Genomic DNA, 21,926 nt, shown 5'->3' with positions numbered 1-21,926 from the left:
CTGCGCGGTGAACGCGCTCCGAACCGCGCCCCATAGGGCCGCAGGTTCTTGATCAAGGCGTGCTTATAGTGATGCGTCTTGGAGCCGTCAAACACCTAGATGCAAGAATCTCGGCTTATTTTGACGGCTCTTTTCGAGCGTTCCGGTTAGGCGACTTTGGCCGACCGGACCGCGTCATGGCCGGCGGCCGCGAGCGTGCGGTCGTGCGCCGGATAAAGCCCGAGCGGCGGCATCGGCTGCGCCCAAGCGGGGTCGCCGTGGATGTGCGCGAGCAGCGATTTGATGCCGGAAACCAGCGGTTTGCCGTCGAAAAGCTTGCGGATCGTGACGGCCTTGTCGAGCGCGTCCTGATCGCCGGTCTGCCAGGCCCGGCCGCAGAGATCGGGGCTGAGCTGAGCCGTTGCCGAGATGCAGCCCGCGAAAGCGCCGTTGCGAGCCTCGATCAGCACGGCCTCGTTCGACGGGAACACGTCGAAATCCTCGATGCCGGTGGCGGCGCGCGCATACGGCATGTCGCCGGAGGAGTCTTTCAGGCCCGCTATGCGGGCGCCATGAGAGGCGCGGAGCTTCTGAATCAGCTCCAGCTTCCACGGCACGGCCGACATTCCGGGGAAATGGTAGAGATAGATCGGGATCGGGCGATCCGACGTCGCGCCGACGATCGCCGCGATATAGGCCTCGAGGCCTTCGTCCGGCACGCCCTTGTAGTAGAACGGCGGAAGCACGAGAGCTCCCGCAAAGCCGAGATCGGCGGCGTGCTGGGTCAGCGAAATCGCATCCGATACCGAGGCGGCGCCAGTGCCCACCATCAGGCGGTTCAGCGGCATGCCGTCGCTCTTATAGGCGCTCATCAGGCGCTGACGTTGCGACAAGGAAAATGACGTCGCCTCACCCGTCGTGCCGAGCACGTTCAGGCCGTCGCAGCCGTTCTCCAACAGGAAACGCGCCAATTTGAGCGAGCGCGAGAGATCGATGTCGTATCGATCATCGCATGCGGTCGCAATCGCGGCGATGACGCCGCGGAGGCGTTGTTGGGTCATAGTATCTCCGTCCGTGACGCAGCATTACGGGGGCTTTTTGGCCTGGGCCCACCGGAATACTGCCGCAAGTTGCAAGCTAGCTGATTTGTACCGTGGGTGAAAGCAGATCACGCGCATACCGCGATGCTGTGTACGCGCGGCTGGAAAGCGCTGATTTGGCTCTTGGGCTCTGCTAAATCATAAAAATGGACGCTGTTTCAGACTCTCCACGGCAGGACCCCGCGCGCGACGCATCGACGCGCGTGACGCCGATGATGGAGCAGTATGTCGAGATCAAAGCCGCCAATCCGGATTCGCTGCTGTTCTACCGGATGGGCGATTTCTACGAGCTGTTCTTTCAGGACGCCGAGATCGCGAGCCGCGCGCTCGGGATCGTGCTCACCAAGCGCGGCAAACATCTCGGCGAAGACATCCCGATGTGCGGCGTGCCGGTCGAGCGGGCCGACGAATATCTGCATCGCTTGATCGCGCTTGGCCACCGCGTTGCGGTCTGCGAGCAGATCGAGGATCCGGCGGAGGCGAGGAAGCGCGGGCCGAAGAGCGTCGTGCGGCGCGACGTCACGCGGCTGGTGACGCCGGGCACGCTGACCGAAGACACGCTGCTCGATGCGCGGCGCAACAACTACCTCGCGGCCATCGCGCGGGCGCGCGGCTCGAGCGACGACAGCTACGCGATCGCCTGGATCGATATTTCGACCGGCGAGTTCGGCGTTGCGGAGCGCGACCGGATCGGGCTGCAGGCGGAGGTCGCGCGGCTCGCGCCCGGCGAGATCATCGTCTCGGACGCGCTCTATGGCGAAACCGACTGGGTGCCGTATTGGCGCGAATTCCGCCATGTGACGCCGCTCGGCCGCGATGTGTTCGACGGCGCGACGGCGGAACGCCGGCTCTCCGATTTCTTCCACGTTGCGACGACGGCGGGGTTCGGTCCGATGTCGCGGCCGGAACTCACCGCGGCTGCGGCTTGCGTCACTTATGTCGAGCGCACGCAGCTCGGCAAACGTCTGCCGTTGTCGCCGCCGTCGCGCGAGAGCGCCGGTGCTGTGCTGTCGATCGATGCGGCGACGCGCGCCAATCTCGAACTCGTCGTGACGCTGAGCGGTGACCGGCAGGGTTCGCTCTTGGCGACGATCGATCGCACCGTGACGTCGGCCGGATCGCGTCTGTTGGTGCAGCGGTTATCTGCGCCGCTGACGGATGTCGCGATGATCGTCGCGCGGCACGATGCGGTCGAGGCTTTTGCCACGCATCGCAGCACGCGGTGGAATTTGCGCGATACGCTGCGCGGCTGTCCGGACTTTGCGCGTTCGCTGTCGCGGCTCGTTGTGGGACGCGGCGGGCCGCGCGATCTCGCGGCGATCCGCGATGGTTTGACGACGGCGTCGGCGATAGGCGATGCGCTTGGCGTTTGGCCGGAGCGGACTGCCGAGATATCCGCGCATATCGAAGCGTTGGCGGCGATCAATCGCGACGGCGCGGCGGAACTGACGCGCGCGCTCAACGACGATCTGCCGCTGCTCAAGCGCGATGGCGGATTCATCCGCGCGGCCTATGCGGCGCCGCTCGACGAATTGCGTGCGCTGCGCGATGAATCGCGGCGCGTGATCGCGCAGCTGCAGGCGCAGTATGCGGAGGAGACCGGTGTCAAAGCGCTGAAGATCCGGCACAACAATGTGCTGGGCTATTTCGTCGAGGTGACCGCGCAGCACGCCGACAAGCTGCTGACGGCGCCGCTCAATCAGACCTTCATCCATCGCCAGACGCTCGCCGGGCAGGTGCGTTTCACGACGACGACGCTCGGCGAACTCGAAGCCAAGATATCGACGGCCGGTGACCGCGCGCTCGCGATCGAACTCGAACTGTTCGAGGAACTCTCGTCGCGCGTGATGCTCGAAATCGATGTGATCAAGGCGGCCGCGCAGGCGCTCGCCGCACTCGATGTCGCGTCGGCGCTGGCCGAACTCAGTGTCGAGCAGCGTTATGTGCGGCCGACGATTTCGGACGATCTGTCGTTCGCGATTGCGGGCGGACGTCATCCGGTGGTCGAGCAAGCATTGCTGAAAGACAGCGGGCCGTTCGTCGCCAACGATTGCGATCTGTCACCGCCGCGCGATAAAGGGCCAGGGCGCATCTGGCTGCTGACCGGCCCGAACATGGCCGGTAAATCGACGTTCCTGCGGCAGAACGCGTTGATCGCCGTGCTGGCGCAGATGGGCAGCTTCGTGCCCGCGACGTCCGCGACGATCGGTGTGATCGATCGCCTGTTCTCGCGCGTCGGCGCGGCGGACGATCTCGCGCGCGGGCGCTCGACCTTTATGGTCGAGATGGTCGAGACCGCCGCAATTCTCAATCAGGCAACCGAGCGCTCGCTCGTCATCCTCGACGAGATCGGGCGCGGCACCGCGACCTTCGACGGCCTCTCGATCGCGTGGGCCGCGATCGAGCATCTGCATGAGGTCAATCGCAGCCGCGCATTGTTTGCGACGCACTATCACGAACTGACGGCGCTCGCGGCGCGGCTGTCGCGGCTGCACAACGCTACGGTGCGCGTGAAGGAATGGCAGGGCGATGTCGTGTTCCTGCATGAGGTCGTCGCCGGCGCGGCGGATCGCTCTTACGGCATTCAAGTCGCGAAGCTCGCCGGATTGCCGATGCCGGTGATCGAGAAAGCGAAGGTCGTGCTGGCGCAACTCGAAGCGGAAGATCGCATGTCGCCGGCAAGGCGGCTGATCGACGATCTGCCGTTGTTCGCTGCGGTGAAGCCTACTGAGAAGACGGCTTCCGCCGACCCTGCGGCAGCGGAGATTGCGGCGGCGCTTGCGACGATCAATCCGGACGATCTATCGCCGCGCGAGGCGCTCGAAGCGCTGTATCAGCTGAAGGCAAAAGCAGCGAAAAATTAGATCTGGAAACCGCGCTGGCGCAACGCGTAAGCGCCGTAGCTCCACAGAATGCAGATCGCGCAGCCGATCGTCATTGCGAGCCAGACTCCGAGCGGCTCGGCGGTCATGTGCAGGAAGGCCAACGCGATTGCGAAGCCAAGCAAACCCGGAATCGTGTTGGCGATGACGGACGCGGTCGGCAGCGGGCCGACGCGCGGGTGTAGGATGATGATCAGGCTCGAGAGCACGATCGGAAACACCGCGATCATGCCGGAGCCGACCGGTCCGACGTATGGGCTGGACATCACCAGCACGAAGACGAGCGCCGAGACCATCGCGGCGCGCAGCGGAAGATCGAACCAGCGACGCTGCGACGGCGGCATCGGCACCGCGCGATAGCGCCGCGACAACACGATGCACGGCACATACACGGCCGCGGTGGCGATGAAGGCGAGCGTCACGGTCCACGACACTTGCTGCAGCAGCCAGCCGAGCACGGCCCAAACGAGGATGGCGCTGAGATAACTTTCGACGACGCCACGCTTCTGCGCGAGCGCTGCGTAAGTCAGCGCGAAGACCGCCGTGATGACGTTCGTCACCATGCTGGTGAGCGCGCTTTGCGAAATGAACGCCGCGTCGTGATCGAGCGCGAGGAAGACGTAAGCGGGGCCAGCCGAGATGGGCAACGCTGCGACGAGGCCGGCGATGAGTGGGCCGACGCGCTGCGCCATGAAGGAGACCGACACGACGAAGGTCGCCGTGATCGCCATTTTGGCGAGGAGAGAGATCCAGAACATCAGGCAATAGGGAGTGGGCAGTCGGCAGTCGAGCGATTGCCCACTGCCGAAGTCCTACTGCCCTGCTCGCGCCATCGTGACGCTGACCTTTGGGCCGTTGCGGATCGTCTGGTAGACGACGCAATAGCGCTCGGTGAGCTTGAGGAGCTGGTCGAGCTTTTCCTGCGGCGCGTCGGTATCGACATCGAAGCGGAGGCGGATTTCCTCGAAGCCGACGGCCGCGTCTTTCGCAACGCCGAGCGTGCCGCGGAAATCGAGATCGCCTTCCGCCGTCACGTGACCGGCGCGTAGCGGAATTTCGAGCGCAGTCGAGACCGCCTTCAGAGTCACGCCGGCGCAGGCGACCAGCGCTTCAAGCAGCATGTCGCCGGAGCAGAGTTCGAGGCCCGAGCCGCCCGACTTCGGGTGTAGGCCGGCGGCCTGAATGGCGCGGCCAGTCTCGACCTTGCAGGAGATGTTCTGATCGTCGAGCGTGCCCTTCGCCTTGAGCGTGATCATGGCGGCGCCGGGATCGGTCTTGTACTTGTCCTTGATCGGCGCCTGCATGGCGCGGAGGGCGGCGGCGTCCATCATGTGTCTCCATCGACTTCGAGCGGCACTTTGGCCTTGCCGGTCTCGCGTGAGCGGCGGGCCAACGCCTCATACTTTTCGCGGAATTCGCACAGTTCTTCTTCCGTCAGTTCCTCCAGGTCAAGCAGCGAATTGTGCGCCTTGTCGCTGGCGCGGATCAGCTCGTCGATCTTGATATGGAGGGCTGCCGTGTCCCGGTTCTGCGTGTTCTGGATGATGAAGACCATCAGGAAGGTGATGATCGTCGTCCCGGTGTTGATGGTGAGCTGCCAGACATCCGAGAACCCGGCGAAGGGGCCGGCGACCGCCCAGATGAGAACAGTCGCCACCGCCATCGCGAAGGTGATCGGGCGTCCCGCGTAAGTCGCGATTGCGGACGAAAAGCGGGTGAACCAGTCGGATTTCTGCATCGGCGGAGCTCCTATGAGGGCCGCGGGCTCAACCCGCGGCCGCACCAGGGTGTTCCGTCGAAAGGCGCCTTTAAGCCGCGGCCGGCTCCAGAACGACGCGGCCGACGATCTTGCCTTCGCGGAGGTCGTTGAGGGTCTGGTTCACGTCGGCGAGTTTGCGGGTCTTGATCGGCACTGGCGGTGCGCCCTTTTTGGACACGAGCGCCAGCAGCTCCTTCATCTCCGAAAGGCTGCCGACATAGGAGCCGCGAAGCGTCATGGCGCGCATGGGCAGATATGGCGTCGGCACCGTGATGTCGCCGCCGAACAGGCCGACGACGACGACGCTGCCGCCCTTGATGATGCTGTCGACCGCGAGCTTCACGGTGGCGGACGAGCCGACGAAGTCGATCACCGACCAAGCGCCGCCGCCGGTTGCCTTCTGGATCTGCGCGACCGCATCAGCCGCCGAACCGTCGATCACCTTCGAGGCGCCGGCTTTCTTGGCGGCCGCGCGCTTGACCGGATCAATATCGACCACGATGGTCTTGGCGCCCATCTTCTTCGCCAGCGTCACGCCCATCAGGCCGACGCCACCGGCACCGATGATGACGACTGGCTCGTCTTTGAGCACTTTCGGATCGAACTTCTTGAGCGCGCTGAAGGCCGTGATGCCCGAGCAGGCGAGCGGAGCCGCGACTTCCGGCGTGAGCTTGCCGATTTTGAACAGATAGCGCGGGTGCGGGATCATCAGATGCGTCGAGTAACCGCCTTGGCGCTGGACGCCGAGGTTGCCGGATTTCAGGCAGAGGTTTTCGTCGCCGCGCTTGCAGACCGCGCATTTGCCGCAGCCCATCCAGGGATGCGCCAGGCGGACATCGCCGACCTTAACGCCCTTCGCCTGCGGGCCGACCGCAACGACGCGGCCGACATTCTCATGGCCCATCGTCAGCGGCAGCTTGATGCCGCGATCGGCGAGCTTGAGCACCTTGCCGGCGCCGATGTCGTAATAACCGTCCCAGATGTGAAGATCGGAGTGGCAGACGCCCGCTGCGAGAACTTCCAGCAGAACTTCCGTGCCCTTCGGCTTCGGCGTCGGACGCTCCATCCGCTGCAGCGGCGCGGAGCATTCGCAGACGTCGTAACTCAGCATAGTTTCTCTCCCGCATTCTTTTTGCGGGCGAGAGACTAGCCAGGCGTTGCAACGTTACACAAGTGCAATCGGTGCGGCGCTGGCGCGCATCGCGCGCGCGTCGCCTACCACCAGCCGCCGGACGGCGCCGCGGTTTCGAGGTCGTTGGTGATCTTCGACCGATCGAGCGAACGGTCGAGGGAGGCGAGCACGCGGCGTTTCGCGAACTCGAAAGCGGCGGACTGGCGCTCGCGCGGCCGCGGCAGGTCCGCAGTCTGGATCTCTTCGAAGAAGCGGCCCGGATGCGGGCGCATCACGATGATGCGATCCGCCAGAACGACGGCTTCCTCGACGTCATGCGTAACGATGACGAGCGTCGGTTTCAGCTCCGCCCAGAGGCCGAGCAGATGGTCCTGCAGGTCCGCGCGGGTGAAGGCGTCGAGCGCCGAGAAGGGCTCGTCGAGCAGCAACACCTCTGGTCGTGGCACGAGCGCGCGGGCAATCGCGACGCGTTGCGCCTGGCCGCCGGAGAGTTCGCGCGGCCAAACCTTCGCCTTGTCGGAGAGGCCGACGCGGGCGAGTGCCTGTGTCACGCGCTGATCGCGTTCGCGTTTCGGCAAATGCGCGAGGCCGAAGCCGACATTGTCGGCGACGGTAAGCCACGGGAGCAGGCGCGGCTCCTGAAAGATGATGCCGATCTTTTCGTGCGGGGACGAGATGCGTGTGTTGTCGAGCGCGACGTTGCCGTGGGTCGGCGTGTCGAGGCCGGAGATGAGTCGCAGCAGCGTGGATTTTCCGCAGCCGGAGCCGCCGACGACTGCGACGATTTCGCCCGGCGTTACGTCGAGCGTGAAACGCTCCAGCGCATTGACGCCGTTGGCGTAGGTCTTCCCGACGTGATCGATGGCGAGCATCAGCCGCGCGCTCCGTAAGCGTCCTGCCAGCGCAGGAAGGGTGCAGAGCCGAGCGCCAGCAGCGTGTCGGTTGCCTTGCCGAGCACCGCGAAGGCAATGATGGCAGCGACGATCTGCGCCGGTTTGCCGAGCTGCTGGCCGTCGATCAGGAGGAAGCCGAGGCCTTCCGACGCACCCATGAATTCGGCGGCGACGACGAACATCCAACCGAGGCCGAGGCCGGAACGTAGCGATACGATGTAGGACGGCAGCACGGCGGGCAGCAGGATGCGGCGCACCAGCGCGGGGCCGGAGAGGCGGAAGATGCGGCCGACTTCGACGATCTTGCGATCGACCGAGAGGATCGCACCCATCACACCGAGATAGACCGGGAAAAAGACGCCGACCGCGATGAGCGTGATCTTCGATTCCTCGAAGATGCCGAGCCAGAGAATGAAGAGCGGCACCCAGGCGATCGACGGGATGGCGCGGAGTGCCTGCAGCGTCGGATCGAGCAGGCGGTTGGCGAATGTGGAATAGCCCGTGAGCGCGCCGAGCAACGTGCCGGCGACGGTGCCAAGGATGAAGCCGAGCGCGACGCGCCAGATGGTTGCCGAGGCGTGGCGCCAGAGTTCGCCGGTGCGCGCAAGCTCGGAAAGCGTCGCGAAGATCACCGACGGCGGCGGCACGAGGCGGCCGTTGGAGAGGCCGGAGCGGACGCAGAGTTCCCAGATGAGGCCAAGGCCGACCGGCAGGACAAGACCGAGGAGCCACTTCGACGCGGTCGACAATCCGCGCGCGGTGGCGCCGCTGGTTGCTGCTTGGCGTTCGGCCGTGACGGTCATGGCGGCTAAAGACATGGGGAAGGCCGAAATTGCAAATGGACTAGGTCGTCATGGATGTAGGGCGTCGGCGCTCCCTCTCCCGCTTGCGGGAGAGGGTTGGGGTGAGGGCAGGCCGCAAACCCAGAGCTCAAGAATTCCCCTCACCCGGTTTGCGTAGCGCGCTTTGCGCGCCGCAAACCACCCTCTCCCGTGAACGGGAGAGGGATCGTGCCCCAAGCAAACCGATAGCGTTACTTAATTCGTCAGCGGAACATTCTCGTCGATCAGCGCGTCGACGGTTGCCTTCACGTCGACCTTGGCGTCGATGACGCCGGCCTGCTGCAGCGCGAGGCCAGCCGCGAGGATGGTCTCCTTCTGCGGCGCGCCGATCTTCGAATGGGTCAGCTCGGTGCGCTCTTTGAGCTGCTTGTCCACGACGGCTTCCGGCAGCTTTGTGACGGCGATGAAGGCCTTCTTCACGTCGTCGTAGCTCGCCGACTTGCGGGCTTCCTCGTAGACTTTCAGCACTCGGGCGACGAGTTCCGGATGATCCTTGAGGAACGCTTCGCGCACGTTGAGGATGCCCCAGGTGTTGGCGGCGGCGTTGCGGTAGAACAGCTGCGCACCGTCCTCGACTTCGGCCTGCGCCATCATCGGATCGAGGCCGGCCCAGGCCGCGACGTCGCCGCGGATCAGCGCAGTCTTACCGTCGGCGTGCTGCAGCAGCACCGGCGTGATGTCCTTTTCGGAGAGGCCGACGCTGGCGAGCGCGCGGACCAGGAAGATGTGCGGGTCGGTGCCGCGCGTGACGGCGACGCGCTTACCCTTCAGGTCCTCGATCTTGGTGATCGGCGAGCCCTTCGCGGTGACCAGCGCGGTCCATTCGGGACGCGAATAGACGTAGATCGATTTGATCGGGTTGCCGTTGATGCGGGCGACGAGGGCCGCCGAGCCTGCGGTCGAGCCGAAGTCGATCGAGGAGGCGTTGAGGAATTCGAGCGCCTTGTTGGAGCCGGCCGACTGGACCCAGCGGATCGTGATGCCGTCCTTGGCGAATTCCTTTTCGAGCAGGCCGCGGTCCTTCAACACGATCGAGATCGGATTGTAGGTTGCCCAATCGATGCGGATTTCCTTCGGCTTGTCGGCGGCAAACAGCACGCTCGACGGTAGCAGGCCGACTGCGAAAGCGGAGGCGAGGAGAGAACGGCGCGAAAACAGGGTCATCGAAGACCTCCTAATCGTTTGGGCGTTCGTTTCTTTTGAAGAACGAAACCCAGGATGGGAGGCGGGGGTTGCCCGCCAACTCAGCGTCGCGTCCGGGCACCCCAGCCGCTTTAGCTGCATTTGTTAAGCGCCCGCAAGCTGTCGCTCAAATCGGCGCTGTTCAGTCATTTATGAGCTTTTCGGGCGGTCGTCAAACCGGTTCGACAGAGCGCGAGAGCGTTTCTCTCTCGCATCCCGGTTGTAGAAGAATATTCTCCAACTGAGGCGTCGGGGCTCGAATTAGTTCTGTACTCCGAACGGTCCTCACCGTGGCTGGTGTCAGAAATCGTTTGATGGCGAAGCGTTCGCACAATCATCCGGCATGACAGGTGGTCGCGGCTTCGGTACGGAAGACTCCATGTCGGTCGCCGCACTAAAAACGCCTGAACCAGAATTGCTCGACCCCGCTCAACTCGCGTCCGAGCTTGCCGAGCTTGCCCGCAAGCATCGCGATTCCGAACTGCGCACGGCGGTATCGCAGCATCTCAAAGCGCGTCTGATCGCGGCGAAAAAGGAAGCCGAGCGGCTGCTCCTGCAGGATCGCCACGGGCGTGGCTGCGCTGAGCGGCTGTGCGAGATGCACGATGCTATCATCCGCGCCGTCTACGATTTTACGCGGGAGCATCTCTATCCGTCGGAAAATCAGTCGGACGCCGAGCGCATGGCGATCGTCGCGACCGGCGGTTACGGTCGCGGGTTGATGGCGCCGTTCTCCGACATCGATCTGTTGTTTCTGCTTCCGTACAAGCAGACCGCGTGGGGCGAGCAGATCGCAGAGAGCATTCTCTATTGCCTGTGGGACATGGGGCTGACGGTCGGTCACGCGACGCGTTCGATCGACGAATGCGTGCGGCAGGCGAAAGCCGACATGACGATCCGCACTGGTCTCCTCGAAGCGCGCTACATCCTCGGCAACAAGACGCTGTTCGACGAATTGCAAACGCGCTTCCAGAAAGACGTCGTGCAGGGCACTGGCCCCGACTTCGTCGAGGCGAAGCTGCAGGAGCGCGAAGAGCGGCACCGCCGCGGTGGTCAATCACGCTATCTGGTCGAGCCGAACGTCAAGGAAGGCAAGGGTGGCCTCCGCGATCTGCATGCGCTGTTCTGGATCGCGAAATACGTCTACCAGGTCGGCGAGACCGAGCAGCTCGTGCAGAAGGGTGTGTTCGATCGCACCGAATACCGCATCTTCCGCCGCTGCGAAGATTTCCTCTGGTCGGTGCGCTGCCACATCCATTTCGTCGCGGGCCGTGCGGAAGAGCGGCTGTCGTTCGACATCCAGCGCGAGATCGCGGTGCGGCTCGGCTACACGGAGCATCCGGGCCAGCAGGACGTCGAGCGCTTCATGAAGCACTACTTCCTGATGGCGAAGGACGTCGGCGATTTGACCGCGATCCTGTGCGCGCATCTGGAAGATCGTCAGGCAAAACCGCAGCCGATGCTCAACCGGCTCGTTGCGCGCATCCGCCCGCGCGCGATCAGGACGCTGCGCGAGAGCGACGATTTCGTCGTCGACAAGAATCGCATCATGGCGGCACACGCCGATGTGTTTCAGCGCGATCCCGTCAATCTGATCCGCATGTTCCGCTTGGCGCAGAAACATAACCTCGCTTTCCATCCGGACACGATGCGGCTCATCACGCGGTCGCTTAAGCTGATCGACAGCGATCTGCGCGATAGCGTCGAAGCCAATAAATTGTTCGTCGAAATCCTGACGTCGGAAGAAGCCGAGATTGTTCTGCGCCGCATGAACGAAGGCGGCGTGCTCGGAAAATTCATTCCGGATTTCGGACGCGTCGTCGCGATGATGCAGTTCAATATGTATCATCACTACACGGTCGATGAGCATCTCCTGCGCTGCATCGGAATTCTGGCCGCGATGGAGCGCGGCGATCAGCCGGAGCTTGGGCTCGCCAACGAGCTCGTAAAATCGATCCAGCCGGAGCATCGCCGCGTGCTGTTCGTCGCGCTGTTCCTGCACGATATCGCTAAGGGGCGGCCGGAGGATCATTCGATCGCGGGCGCGAAAGTCGCGCGCAGGCTTGGGCCACGCTTCGGTCTCAACGCGGGCGCGACGGATCTCCTCGCGTGGCTGATCCAAGAGCATTTGACGATGTCGACGATCGCGCAGTCGCGCGATTTGTCGGATCGCAAGACGATCGAGAATTTCGCGGCTGTCGTGCAGTCGCTCGAGCGTCTGAAATTGCTCACCATCCTGACGACGGCCGACATTCGCGCGGTAGGCCCGGGCGTGTGGAATTCTTGGAAGGCGCAGCTTTTGCGCACGCTCTACTACGAGACCGAACCGGTGCTCACCGGCGGCTTCTCCGAGGTCAATCGCCAGCAACGCGTCGATGCTTCCCAGCAGGAGTTCCGCATCAATCTGAAGGATTGGCCGAGCGAAGCCGTCGAAGCCTATATCGTGCGGCAATATCCGGCCTACTGGCTCAAGGTCGACCTCGAAGCCAAGATCGCGCATGCGCGGTTCATGCGAGCCGCCGACGTTGCGCAGAAGAAGCTCGCGACACGCGTCGCGATTGATAAATCACGCGGCGTCACCGAGCTGATCGTGCTTGCGCCCGACCATCCGCGCCTGCTCTCGATCATCGCGGGTGCCTGCGCGGCGGGCGGTGCCAACATTGTCGACGCGCAGATCTACACGACGACCGACGGGCTTGCGCTCGACACCATCACGATCACGCGCGAGTTCCCGGAAGATCACGACGAGGAACGCCGCGCGACGCGCATCGCCGACACGATCGAGAAGGCGCTCGCGGGCGAGATGCGGCTGCCGGAAGTCGTTGCCAAGCGTGCCGCCGGCCGTGGGCGCATCCGGGCCTTCGCGTTGGAGCCCACGGTGCTGATCCAGAATTCCTGGTCGAACCGCTACACGGTGATCGAGGTCACCGGCCTCGACCGGCCGGGCCTGCTCTACGAACTCACCGCGACGCTCTCGAAGCTCAACCTCAACATCGCGTCGGCGCATGTCGCGACGTTCGGCGAGCGCGCCGTCGACGTGTTCTACGTGACCGATTTGATGGGCGCGAAGATCGCCGCGCCGCAGCGGCAAGCGGCTATCAAGCGGGCGCTGCTGCACCTCTTCGAACGAAAAGCAGACTAACTTCGCGGAATGGTTGTGTTAGTCTCCGGGCATTATTCCGGGGTGGTGCAATGCCGCATCTTATTTTTGAGTACTCGGCGAATGTTGAAGGCCGAATCGATCTCAAGGCTCTCTGCAATGCGGTGCGACTCGCGGCGCTGGCATCGGGACTGTTTCGCGAAGGCGCGCTGAAAGTTCGCGCAATCCGGCTCGATACGTTCGCGATCGCGGACGATCATCCCGACAACGCGATCATCGATCTGACGCTCCGGATGGAGGCGGGGCGGCCGCGCGAAGCCCGGCAGCGGCTCGGCGAATCGATCTTCGCGGCGGTGTCGACGCTGTGCGCGCCGCTGTTCGCGTCGCCACATTTCGCGTTAACGCTTGAGATCCGCGAGATCGATCCGGATTTCAGCTGGAAGCGCAATGTCATGCATGACCGGCTGCGGCGTCCTAAAGCCGATCGTTAACGATCGTTAGCTATGACTCATTCACAGCAATCTTTACGTGTGTGGACCGCCAAGTCTGCTTTACTTAACCACCCCTTAAACCGCCGCATTTAGCTTGCTGATTGCGCTCGCTCTGGGCGGGCGATGTATTGCGGCGGGTTCGAGTGATGGCGGCCTCTGGTCGGCGAAAAGGTGAGCGGCGCGAACCGTTGTTCGACGCGACGCCGACGCCCGGTATGCAGCTGCGGCTGAATGCCGAAGACCGCGTCGGCGGTGCCCCCGAACGCAAAGCTTCCAAAGGCGCGGCTTCCGAATCTGACATCGAAGCGCCGCGCGCTGCCCGTTCCCGCAGCCCGAAAGCCGCCAACGACGATTCACGTGGTTCCGCGCGCGCTACCAAAAGCGGTCGCGGCAAAGCGAGCCGTGGCGGGTCGGGTGGCGGCCGTGGGCCGCTGAAGCGCCTGTTCTACTGGGCTGCCGTGTTGATGCTGTGGGTCGGTCTTGCCGGCGGCGGCATGCTGATCTGGGTGTTCGCGCATCTGCCGCCGATCCAATCGCTGGAAGTTCCGCCGCGTCCGCCGAGCGTGCAGATCGTCGGTATCGACGGATCGACGCTCGCGACGCGCGGCGAGATGGGCGGCGCTGCGGTGCCGCTGAAGGAACTGCCCGGCTATCTGCCGAAAGCTTTCATCGCGATCGAGGATCGGCGTTTCTATAGCCACTTCGGTCTTGACCCGATCGGCGTCGCGCGCGCGATGGTGTCGAACGTGACGCGCGGCCGGATGCGCGAAGGCGCGTCGACGCTGACGCAGCAGCTTGCGAAAAACCTCTTCCTCACCCAGGAGCGGACGCTCAAGCGCAAGGCGCAGGAGTTCGTCCTCGCGCTGTGGCTGGAGCGGAAGTTCACCAAGGACCAGCTCCTCGATCTCTATCTCAACCGCGTTTATTTTGGTTCCGGCGCTTATGGTGTGGAGGCTGCGTCGCAGCGCTACTTCGGCAAGTCCGCGCGGCAGGTTACGGTCGCGGAAGCCGCGATGCTCGCCGGTCTGGTGCAGTCGCCGTCGCGCCTCGCGCCGACGCGTAATCCGGAAGGCGCCGCGAAGCGCGCGTTGCTCGTCGTCGCCGCGATGCAGGACGCCGGCTTCATCGACGAGAAGATGTCGAAGACCGTGCAGGCCAATCCGGCCAAGGTCGCGAAAGCGGTTGTCGGCAGCGGGTCTGCCGGCTACGTCGCCGATTGGGTGATGGACGTTCTCGACGATCTCATCGGCCGCTTCGAGCAGGACATCGTGGTCGAAACTACGATCGATCCCGTGATGCAGGCCGCCGCCGAGAAGGCGCTCGCCGACGAACTCAACGCCAAGGGCGCGAAGCTCGATGTCGAGCAAGGCGCTGTCGTTGCGATCACGCCGCAGGGTGCTGTGCGCGCACTCGTCGGCGGCAAGAATTACGCGGAGAGCCAGTTCAATCGCGCGGTGGCGGCGCGCCGTCAGCCAGGTTCGTCGTTCAAGACGTTTGTCTATCTTACCGCACTCGAAAAAGCCGGCCTGACGCCCGACTCGATCCGCGAAGACAGTCCGGTGAATATCAAGGGCTGGCAGCCGAAAAACTACACGCGGCAATACGCGGGGCCCGTAACGCTGCAGCGCGCGCTGGCGACTTCGCTCAATACGGTCGCGGTGCGTTTGACGATGGAAGTCGGCCCGAAGGCGGTTGCGCAGACCGCGCATCGCCTTGGCATCTCGTCGAAGATCGAGCCCAACGCATCGATCGCACTCGGCACGTCGGAAGTCTCGGTGCTCGAGATGACGTCGGCGTTCGTCCCGTTCGCCAACGGCGGGATCATGATGACGCCGCATGTGGTCACGCGCATCAAGGGCGCGAATGCCAAGATTCTCTATCGCCGCGATCAGGCTTCGCTCGGCCGCATCATCGAAGCGCGCTACGTCGGCATGATGAATCAGATGATGGCCGAGACGGTGACGTCCGGCACCGCCAAGAAAGCCGACTTGCCGGGTTGGCAGGCCGCCGGCAAGACCGGCACGTCGCAGGATTTCCGCGACGCCTGGTTCATCGGCTACACGGGCAATCTCGTCACCGGTGTCTGGCTCGGCAACGATGATTCCTCGCCGACCGAAAAAGCGTCGGGCGGCGGCCTCGCGGTCGACATCTGGAGCCGCTTCATGAAGGTTGCGCACCAGAATGCGCAACCAGTCGAGCTGCCAGGTGTCGGCATGCGCTTCGCACCGCAGCCGCCGATGGCGGGCTATCCGCAGCAGCCGTATCAAGGCACGCCGCTGCCGCCGCCGGGAGCACCCGCGGCCGTGCCGGCGGCGTATCCGTCCGGCGGTCATCCATCGGCCGTGCAACCGCGTTATCCGATGCAGCAGCCGCAACAGGCGCAGCCCTCGCGTCCGGTGCCGCCAGGTGCAATCCCGTCAGGTGGCGGTCCGCGGCCGCCGGGCGGCATTCCGGGCGTGACCGGTTCGGTGCCGCAGCAAGGCGCGCAGTATCGCCCGCCGGCAAATTCCGGTGCGTCGGAAGAACGCTCGTTCATCGACAAGTTGTTCGGCTCGCGCTGATGCGCTCAAAGATGACGTTCGAAATCCATCCGTGCGTGCAGTATGCGTACGATGTCGATCGCATCGGGCGTCTCGCGAAAGAAGATCACGTTAGATCCAGCCGGAAATTTTCGGTAGCCGGCCCGAATGAGGTCGCATGAACGGCCTGCAGCCGGGTCTGCGGAGACTGTTTCAATCGCTTGTTGAATCTGTCGCGTGTAGCGCTCGGCTTGATCGACGCTCCATCGCTCGGCTGTAAATTTCCAAATCGCTCGCAAATCGTCGCGTGCTCGCGGCGATAAAACGTACAGTTTCATTTGCGGCGCGTTTCACCCTTGCGCTGTCCGGCGATGAATTCGTCGAAATCGAACGGTGTCGATGCTCCGCTATTCTCGCCTTCGATCAATGCGCTTCGGAGACTAGCAAGTTTTGCTTCTTGCTCTTCCAACAGGCGCAGGCCGGCGCGAACGACGTCGCTCGCGTTGCTATAACGACCCTGCGCAATTTGCTCGTCGATGAAGGTGGCGAAATGGTCACCAAGGCTGAAAGACGTGTGTTTGCCCATTGAGGACCTCCGAGCTGACCGTTAGAAGGTACCAAAATTTCGTATTGGTTGCGAGTATAGGTATGTCCGATTTTCTCTTTGTCTTTGGCACATTACTGAGCGGTTACGATCATCCGATAGCGCAGCGACTGCACGCCGAGGCTGAATTCATTGGGCCGGCGTTTTGCCGGGGCCGGCTTTATCTCGTCGCGCATTACCCAGGGATCATCGAGTCCAACGACACGCAGGATCGCGTGGCCGGCGAGCTCTACCGCGTCACGGACGAAGCGCTGATGCGCGCACTCGACGACTACGAAGGCTGCGGGGTGAACGACGCGCAGCCGTACGAGTTTGCGCGGCGGTTGCACGCAGTGACGTTAGACAACGATGACGTGCAGGCGTGGGTGTATTTCTACAATCGCGCGGCGGATGGCTTGCCGCGCATCGCGTCGGGCGATTTTCTCCGGCACGTCGCGGAGGAAAACCTCGTTACGCCGCGCTCTTCGTCATCAGCATCGGGATAACCATCAGCAACGCGACGCCGATGGCGAGACCGAGCATGCGTTGCGGCATGGTGACGAGGGTGCCGAGTTGGATCCCGCGCATCGCGCCGACGATGGCTTCGAAAACCGCCATCGCGATCAAGATCCACAACAGGGCGTAATTGCTCGTTGCCGGATATTGCGCGACGACGACGCCCGAAATGGCGCCGACGATCGCGATGAAAACAATAAATGCTTGCGTCATATGTCGTTTCTGAAAACTCAGCTCACTTGTGAATAAGCGTTCCGGCGCCGTGGTCGGTAAAGAGTTCTAGCAGCACGGCGTGCGGCACCTTGCCGTCGAGAATGACGACGCCTTCGACACCTTGATCGAGCGCGTACATGCAGGTCTCGACCTTCGGGATCATGCCGCCCGAAATCGTGCCGTCGGCGATGAGGCGGCGCGCTTCGTCGACCGAGAGTTCGGGGATCAGCTGCTTGTTCTTGTCGAGCACGCCCGGCACGTCGGTGAGCAAAAGGAAGCGCTTCGCCTTCAACGCGCCAGCGATGGCACCCGCGAAGGTGTCGGCGTTGACGTTGTAGGTTTCGCCGCTCTTCGACGTTGCGATCGGTGCGAGAACCGGGATCAGCTCCTTGCCGATCAGCTCGTCGAGCACCTTGGTGTCGACACTCTCGGGCTCGCCGACAAAGCCAAGGTCGACTTCGCGCTCCTGCTTGGTGTCGAAGTCGACCACCATGCGCGTGACCTTACGGGCATGCACCATGCTGCCGTCCTTACCGCATAGGCCGACGGCCTTGCCGCCGACCGCGTTGATCTCGGCGACCAACTGTTTGTTGACGGAGCCGGCGAGCACCATCTCGACGACTTCCATCGCGGCCTTGTCGGTGACGCGGAGCCCGGCCTGGAATTCGGATTTGATATTGAGGCGCTTGAGCATGTCGGCGATCTGCGGACCGCCGCCGTGCACGACCACCGGATTGATTGCGGTCTGCTCGAGCAGGACGATATCGCGGGCGAAATCGCGCGCAGCCGATTCGCCGCCCATGGCGTTGCCGCCGTATTTCACCACGACGATCTGCTCGTCGTAGCGCTGCATATGCGGCAGCGCTTCGGACAAGATGCGGGCTTGTTCAACGGGGGAGGCGACGGTCATCGAAAAGTCCAGTGTTGACGAACGGGCGCGCCGTTGTAGCGGTCAACACGGGAGCTTGGAAGGGCGGTCAGGGTCTAAGTTGACTTGCGTCAGGGCTTAGGCAGCCTTGCGTCGAGGAGAACCTCGCCCATACGGCACATGCGCTGGCTCGGACCCTCGGGGCCCATGCTCTGCGAGCAGACGCGGGCGCCTTCCATCAGAAGAAACAGTTCGTCCGCGAGCTGAGCGGGCTCGGTTGCGCCTGCGTCCGCGCAAAGCGTGGTCAAACGATCGTGTTCGCGGCGTTTGAAGTCTTCGACCACTTTCCGAGCCGGGTGATCCTTATCGGAAATTTCGATAGCGGCGTTGATCAGCGCGCAACCCCGGTCTTCCGGATCGGTAACGCATTCGCCGCATTCGGACAGCCAGGCCTTGATCTGCTCGCGCGGCTGGCCCGGATGCGCATCGACGATCTCCTGCCACCATTGGGCCACCTCGTCGGCAAACTGGTGCAGGCAAGCGGCGACAAGGTCATCCTTCGAGCCGAAATGCCGATAGAGCGTCATCTTGTTGGTGTCGGCCGCCTCCGCGATGGCGTCGACGCCGACGCTCTTGATGCCCTGGCGATAGAACAAGTCGCTGGCCGCCGCGAGGATACGCTCGCGCGGCGCTACTTTCGGCTTATCGCCGGTGTCCGGGGTGACCGGGTCGATCACGATTTTGGCAGCAGTGCTCATGGCATTCAAATTTCGGCTTGACAGAGGTGTTACCGGTCAGTACCTTCCTGATCACGTTACTGACCGGTAACACGCTTCAGTACGCCTGTCACGTGGTTTGTGAGAGCGTCGTTTACAAGTGGCACTAGGGCAAGTCCTTCGGGATTGCAGGTGTTCCGGTCAAAGAAGAGGAGATTTGGAATGCCTTGTTTTGCCGAACCCAGTTTGTCCGAAGTGCTTAAGGACCCCCTGATCATGACCGTCATGAAGGCCGATCGCGTCGACGTGACTGCCCTCGAGAAATCGCTGCGTGAAGTGTCGGGCCGCATTCGCGCCCAAGCGCCGAAACGCGGCAACGTTCTGACCAACCTCATCGCTTGGTCCTAACGGACAAGGCGTAACCCCAAAATTCTAAAACGCACGGTTCTGCCAGCCGTGTGCGCGCCGGATTGCCGACATTCCCCCCTCTGTCGGCGTCCGGCGCTTTTATTTTGTCTGCTCGGTTTGGAACGCTAGAGTGCGGCTCTTTTTCGGAGCCTGACTTTGAAGCCGAACATTCTTTTCATCATGGCCGACCAGCTGCGCTGGGATTACCTCGGCTGTAACGGACATCCTCACATCAAGACGCCGGTGATCGACGCGCTCGCCAAGCGCGGCGTGAACTTCACGCGGACGTTCATTCAAGCGCCGGTCTGTGGCGGCTCGCGCATGTCGTTCTACACGGGGCGTTACGCGGAGAGCCACGGCGCGGGGTACAACGGCTACCCGCTGCGCATCGACGAGAAGACGATGGGCGACTATCTGCGGCCGCTCGGCATGCGCGTCGCGCTCGTCGGCAAGACGCATATGACGGTCGACAACGAGGGGATGGCGCGGCTCGGCATCGATCCGAACTCGGATGTCGGCGTACAAGTCGCGCAATGCGGCTTCGAACCTTACGAGCGCGATGACGGCCTGCATCCGGATCAATCGGTCGATCCGAATCTGGCCTACAATAAATGGCTGCGACAGCTCGGCTATCGCTCAGACAATCCGTGGCACGATTTCGCCAATTCGGTTGAAGGCGACAACGGCGAAGTGCTCTCAGGCTGGGCGATGCGCAACGTTGGGCGTCCGGCGCGCGTCAAGGAAGAGCATTCCGAAACCGCTTATATGACGGACCGCGCGATCAGCTTCATCGACGAAGCCGACGGGCCGTGGTGCCTGCATGTGTCCTACATCAAGCCGCATTGGCCGTATGTCGCGCCGGCGCCGTATCACGACATGTATTCGGCGCGCGATGTCATCCCGGCGAATCGCAGCGATGCCGAGAAGGCTTCTCCGCATCCCGTCGTCGCGGCCTTCATGGCGCACGACGAGAGCGTCAATTTCTCACGCGACGAAGTGCGCGAGCTGGTGATCCCGGCTTACATGGGGTTGATCAGCCAGTTCGATCATCATGTCGGGCGGCTCGTCGCGCATCTCGAAAAGCGCGGCATCGCGGACAACACGATCATCGTGGTGACGAGCGATCACGGCGACTATCTCGGCGATCATTGGCTCGGCGAGAAAGATCTCTTCCACGAGGAAATCGTTCGTATTCCGATGATCGTCGTCGATCCTCGGCCAAGCGCCAACGCGACGCGCGGATCAAAAGTCGATGCGCTCGTCGAGGCGATCGATCTTGCACCGACATTCTTGGATTGGGCCGGCGGCGAAGCCGAACCGCATCGCCTCGAAGGCCGCTCGGTCGCGCCGCTCGCGCGCGGCGAAACGCCTCCGTGGCGCGATGCGGCCTTTTGCGACAGCGATTTCGCGCCGCGTCACGCGCGCCGCACGCTCGGCCTTCAGCCCGATCAGGCACGCGCCTATATGGTTCGCACCGAGCGGTGGAAATACGTCTTCTATGAAGAATATCCGCCGCAGCTTTTCGATCTTGTGACCGATCCGCAGGAGCTCACCGATCTGGTGCCGGGCGGAAAGCACGAGAGCGTATTGATCGAGATGGAGCAGCGGCTGTTCGCGTGGTTCCGGTCGCTGCGCTCGCGCGTCGGAATTTCGGATGCGGAGATCGAGCGGCGCACAGGTTCGGCAAAGAAGCGCGGTTACCTGTTCGGCGTCTGGTGACGCGCAAACAGCGCCGCCGGTACGACGACGATCCAGCCGGCAATGAGCAGCATGCCGCCGATCGGCGCCGCCATCGGGAATAGCTTCTGTTGCATGAAGGCGCGCACCGCGAGATCGCCCGAGAAAAGCGCCGCGCCGACGACGAGAGCGAGCGCGGCCGTGAGCCCGAGCGTGCGGCTGAGGAGAGAGCGCTCGGCCGCAACGATGATCGCGATGACGGCGCTGGCGTGGAAGAGCAGCATATAGGCGGCCGAGTCGAGGCCGACGCCTGACGCGTAATGAGCGGCGGCCGCCGCGAGCGCGACACCGCTCGCACCCATCACGCCGGTCAAGATGAGAAGGAAGCGGATCATTTCCGCTCGCTGACGAGACGCGACACAGCGGCGCGCAGTTCCGGAATGCCGGTGCCGTCGCGTGACGAGGTCGCGAGGATGATCGGGAAGGCGGCCGGGCGCTTGGCGAGCGCGGCGGCGGTCTCTTCCATGCGCTGCTCGAGTTCGGCCGGCTTTACCTGGTCGGCCTTGGTCAGCACGATCGCGTAGCTCACGGCGGCTTTGTCGAGCGTGTCGAAGACCGGCGTATCGACCGGCTTCAGGCCATGCCGCGAATCGATCAGCACGTAGACGCGGGCGAGATTGGCGCGGCCGCGCAGGAAGTCGTGGATGAGGCCGGTCCAGGCCTCGACCTTCTTCTTCGGTGCTTCCGCATAGCCGTAGCCCGGCATGTCGACGATGGTCACCGGCGATTTCTCGCCGTTGTTGAAGAAGATGAGTTCCTGCGTGCGGCCTGGCGTGTGCGAGGTGCGCGCGAGGGCTTTGCGCGTCGTCAGCGCGTTGATGAGGCTCGACTTGCCGACGTTGGAGCGCCCCGCGAGCGCGATCTCGATTCCCTGCGGGCGCGGCAGCCTTCCGATCTCGTCCGCGGCCGCGCGGAAATCCCAGTCGCCTTTGAAGAGCAGGCGGCCGTTTTCGATTTCACGCGTGGTGTAGGGGGAAGATGCCATGACGTCCGTTGACCTTCGTCA

The 21,926-nt window shown here is 63.4% G+C and carries 22 protein-coding genes and 1 riboswitch; of the genes, 7 read left to right on the top strand and 15 right to left on the bottom strand.

Annotated elements, in window-relative coordinates; genetic code table 11:
• Positions 1–146: 146 nt before the first annotated feature.
• Positions 147–1,040 carry a dihydrodipicolinate synthase family protein gene (locus tag GJW30_RS01235; protein WP_096350698.1) on the bottom strand — a complete coding sequence of 298 codons (894 nt, stop codon included), beginning with the start codon at positions 1,038–1,040 and terminating at the stop codon, positions 147–149.
• 185 nt (positions 1,041–1,225) lie between these two features.
• Here GJW30_RS01235 and mutS point away from each other — a divergent pair, with 185 nt between their 5' ends.
• Positions 1,226–3,943: a DNA mismatch repair protein MutS gene (mutS, locus tag GJW30_RS01230; RefSeq protein WP_096350696.1), complete on the top strand. Its 2,718-nt coding sequence runs from the start codon at positions 1,226–1,228 to the stop codon at positions 3,941–3,943.
• Here mutS and GJW30_RS01225 read toward each other — a convergent pair.
• The 7 genes from GJW30_RS01225 to GJW30_RS01195 all read right to left on the bottom strand — a co-directional run bounded on the left by GJW30_RS01225 (position 3,940) and on the right by GJW30_RS01195 (position 9,751).
• Positions 3,940–4,719 carry a hypothetical protein gene (locus tag GJW30_RS01225; RefSeq protein WP_096350694.1) on the bottom strand — a complete coding sequence of 260 codons (780 nt, stop codon included), beginning with the start codon at positions 4,717–4,719 and terminating at the stop codon, positions 3,940–3,942. The genes mutS and GJW30_RS01225 overlap by 4 nt on opposite strands.
• A 54-nt stretch (positions 4,720–4,773) precedes the next feature.
• Complete coding sequence (locus GJW30_RS01220) at positions 4,774–5,289, bottom strand: OsmC family protein (protein ID WP_096350692.1); 516 nt, start codon at positions 5,287–5,289, stop codon at positions 4,774–4,776.
• A complete protein-coding gene (locus tag GJW30_RS01215; RefSeq protein ID WP_096350690.1) occupies positions 5,289–5,699 on the bottom strand; it encodes a low affinity iron permease family protein in 411 nt (136 codons plus the stop codon). Before GJW30_RS01215 ends, GJW30_RS01220 begins: the two co-directional genes overlap by 1 nt.
• A 70-nt stretch (positions 5,700–5,769) precedes the next feature.
• Positions 5,770–6,831 (bottom strand): alcohol dehydrogenase, encoded by a 1,062-nt coding sequence (locus tag GJW30_RS01210; RefSeq protein ID WP_096350688.1) that lies wholly within the window; start codon positions 6,829–6,831, stop codon positions 5,770–5,772.
• Between the two features lie 104 nt (positions 6,832–6,935).
• Positions 6,936–7,724, bottom strand: coding sequence for an ABC transporter ATP-binding protein (locus GJW30_RS01205; protein WP_096350686.1), 789 nt, complete (start codon positions 7,722–7,724; stop codon positions 6,936–6,938).
• On the bottom strand, positions 7,724–8,548 hold the full coding sequence (locus GJW30_RS01200) for an ABC transporter permease (RefSeq protein WP_096350683.1): 825 nt from the start codon (positions 8,546–8,548) through the stop codon (positions 7,724–7,726). Before GJW30_RS01200 ends, GJW30_RS01205 begins: the two co-directional genes overlap by 1 nt.
• Before the next feature lie 234 nt (positions 8,549–8,782).
• On the bottom strand, positions 8,783–9,751 hold the full coding sequence (locus tag GJW30_RS01195; protein WP_096350680.1) for an aliphatic sulfonate ABC transporter substrate-binding protein: 969 nt from the start codon (positions 9,749–9,751) through the stop codon (positions 8,783–8,785).
• 89 nt (positions 9,752–9,840) lie between these two features.
• A riboswitch (SAM riboswitch) is annotated at positions 9,841–9,918 on the bottom strand.
• Positions 9,919–10,148: 230 nt separating this feature from the next.
• Here GJW30_RS01195 and GJW30_RS01190 point away from each other — a divergent pair.
• The 3 genes from GJW30_RS01190 (at position 10,149) to GJW30_RS01180 (ending at position 15,921) form a co-directional block, all read left to right on the top strand.
• Positions 10,149–12,911, top strand: a complete 2,763-nt coding sequence (locus GJW30_RS01190; protein WP_096358586.1) for a [protein-PII] uridylyltransferase — start codon at positions 10,149–10,151, stop codon at positions 12,909–12,911.
• Between the two features lie 50 nt (positions 12,912–12,961).
• The gene (locus tag GJW30_RS01185) at positions 12,962–13,360 is read left to right on the top strand and encodes a 5-carboxymethyl-2-hydroxymuconate Delta-isomerase (protein ID WP_096350677.1); all 399 of its coding nucleotides are present in this window, start codon (positions 12,962–12,964) and stop codon (positions 13,358–13,360) included.
• Between the two features lie 146 nt (positions 13,361–13,506).
• Positions 13,507–15,921, top strand: coding sequence for a transglycosylase domain-containing protein (locus GJW30_RS01180; RefSeq protein ID WP_096350675.1), 2,415 nt, complete (start codon positions 13,507–13,509; stop codon positions 15,919–15,921).
• 5 nt (positions 15,922–15,926) lie between these two features.
• Here the strand turns inward: GJW30_RS01180 and GJW30_RS01175 are convergent, their stop codons facing one another.
• Both GJW30_RS01175 and GJW30_RS01170 read right to left on the bottom strand, forming a co-directional pair.
• Positions 15,927–16,217, bottom strand: coding sequence for a type II toxin-antitoxin system RelE/ParE family toxin (locus GJW30_RS01175; RefSeq protein ID WP_096350673.1), 291 nt, complete (start codon positions 16,215–16,217; stop codon positions 15,927–15,929).
• Positions 16,214–16,465, bottom strand: a complete 252-nt coding sequence (locus GJW30_RS01170) for a type II toxin-antitoxin system ParD family antitoxin (protein WP_096350670.1) — start codon at positions 16,463–16,465, stop codon at positions 16,214–16,216. The genes GJW30_RS01175 and GJW30_RS01170 overlap by 4 nt, the downstream gene beginning before the upstream one ends.
• Positions 16,466–16,527: 62 nt before the next feature.
• Between GJW30_RS01170 and GJW30_RS01165 the strand changes: the two genes are divergently transcribed.
• Entirely contained in the window at positions 16,528–16,968 is a 441-nt protein-coding gene (locus tag GJW30_RS01165; RefSeq protein WP_096350668.1) for a gamma-glutamylcyclotransferase family protein, read from the top strand.
• On the opposite strand, the gene GJW30_RS01160 is transcribed toward GJW30_RS01165, so the two are convergent.
• From GJW30_RS01160 to GJW30_RS01150, 3 genes are all read right to left on the bottom strand, one after another.
• The gene (locus GJW30_RS01160) at positions 16,934–17,191 is read right to left on the bottom strand and encodes a hypothetical protein (protein ID WP_096350666.1); all 258 of its coding nucleotides are present in this window, start codon (positions 17,189–17,191) and stop codon (positions 16,934–16,936) included. The two genes, GJW30_RS01165 and GJW30_RS01160, sit on opposite strands and share 35 nt — an antisense overlap.
• 22 nt (positions 17,192–17,213) lie before the next feature.
• Entirely contained in the window at positions 17,214–18,101 is an 888-nt protein-coding gene (gene argB, locus GJW30_RS01155) for an acetylglutamate kinase (protein WP_096350664.1), read from the bottom strand.
• A gap of 89 nt (positions 18,102–18,190) precedes the next feature.
• Entirely contained in the window at positions 18,191–18,817 is a 627-nt protein-coding gene (locus tag GJW30_RS01150) for a TetR/AcrR family transcriptional regulator (protein WP_096350662.1), read from the bottom strand.
• 234 nt (positions 18,818–19,051) lie between these two features.
• Between GJW30_RS01150 and GJW30_RS23080 the strand changes: the two genes are divergently transcribed.
• Complete coding sequence (locus tag GJW30_RS23080) at positions 19,052–19,183, top strand: hypothetical protein (protein ID WP_283804849.1); 132 nt, start codon at positions 19,052–19,054, stop codon at positions 19,181–19,183.
• Positions 19,184–19,339: 156 nt separating this feature from the next.
• Entirely contained in the window at positions 19,340–20,902 is a 1,563-nt protein-coding gene (locus tag GJW30_RS01145) for an alkaline phosphatase family protein (protein ID WP_197703759.1), read from the top strand.
• Here GJW30_RS01145 and GJW30_RS01140 read toward each other — a convergent pair.
• Both GJW30_RS01140 and yihA read right to left on the bottom strand, forming a co-directional pair.
• Positions 20,881–21,255 carry a DUF423 domain-containing protein gene (locus GJW30_RS01140; RefSeq protein WP_096350658.1) on the bottom strand — a complete coding sequence of 125 codons (375 nt, stop codon included), beginning with the start codon at positions 21,253–21,255 and terminating at the stop codon, positions 20,881–20,883. The two genes, GJW30_RS01145 and GJW30_RS01140, sit on opposite strands and share 22 nt — an antisense overlap.
• Positions 21,252–21,905, bottom strand: a complete 654-nt coding sequence (gene yihA / locus GJW30_RS01135) for a ribosome biogenesis GTP-binding protein YihA/YsxC (protein ID WP_096350656.1) — start codon at positions 21,903–21,905, stop codon at positions 21,252–21,254. The genes GJW30_RS01140 and yihA overlap by 4 nt, the downstream gene beginning before the upstream one ends.
• Positions 21,906–21,926: the final 21 nt, after the last annotated feature.

The organism is Variibacter gotjawalensis (genome assembly GCF_002355335.1).
In the GTDB taxonomy this organism is placed as follows: domain Bacteria; phylum Pseudomonadota; class Alphaproteobacteria; order Rhizobiales; family Xanthobacteraceae; genus Variibacter; species Variibacter gotjawalensis.
This window is presented reverse-complemented; position numbering and strand designations above follow the sequence as displayed.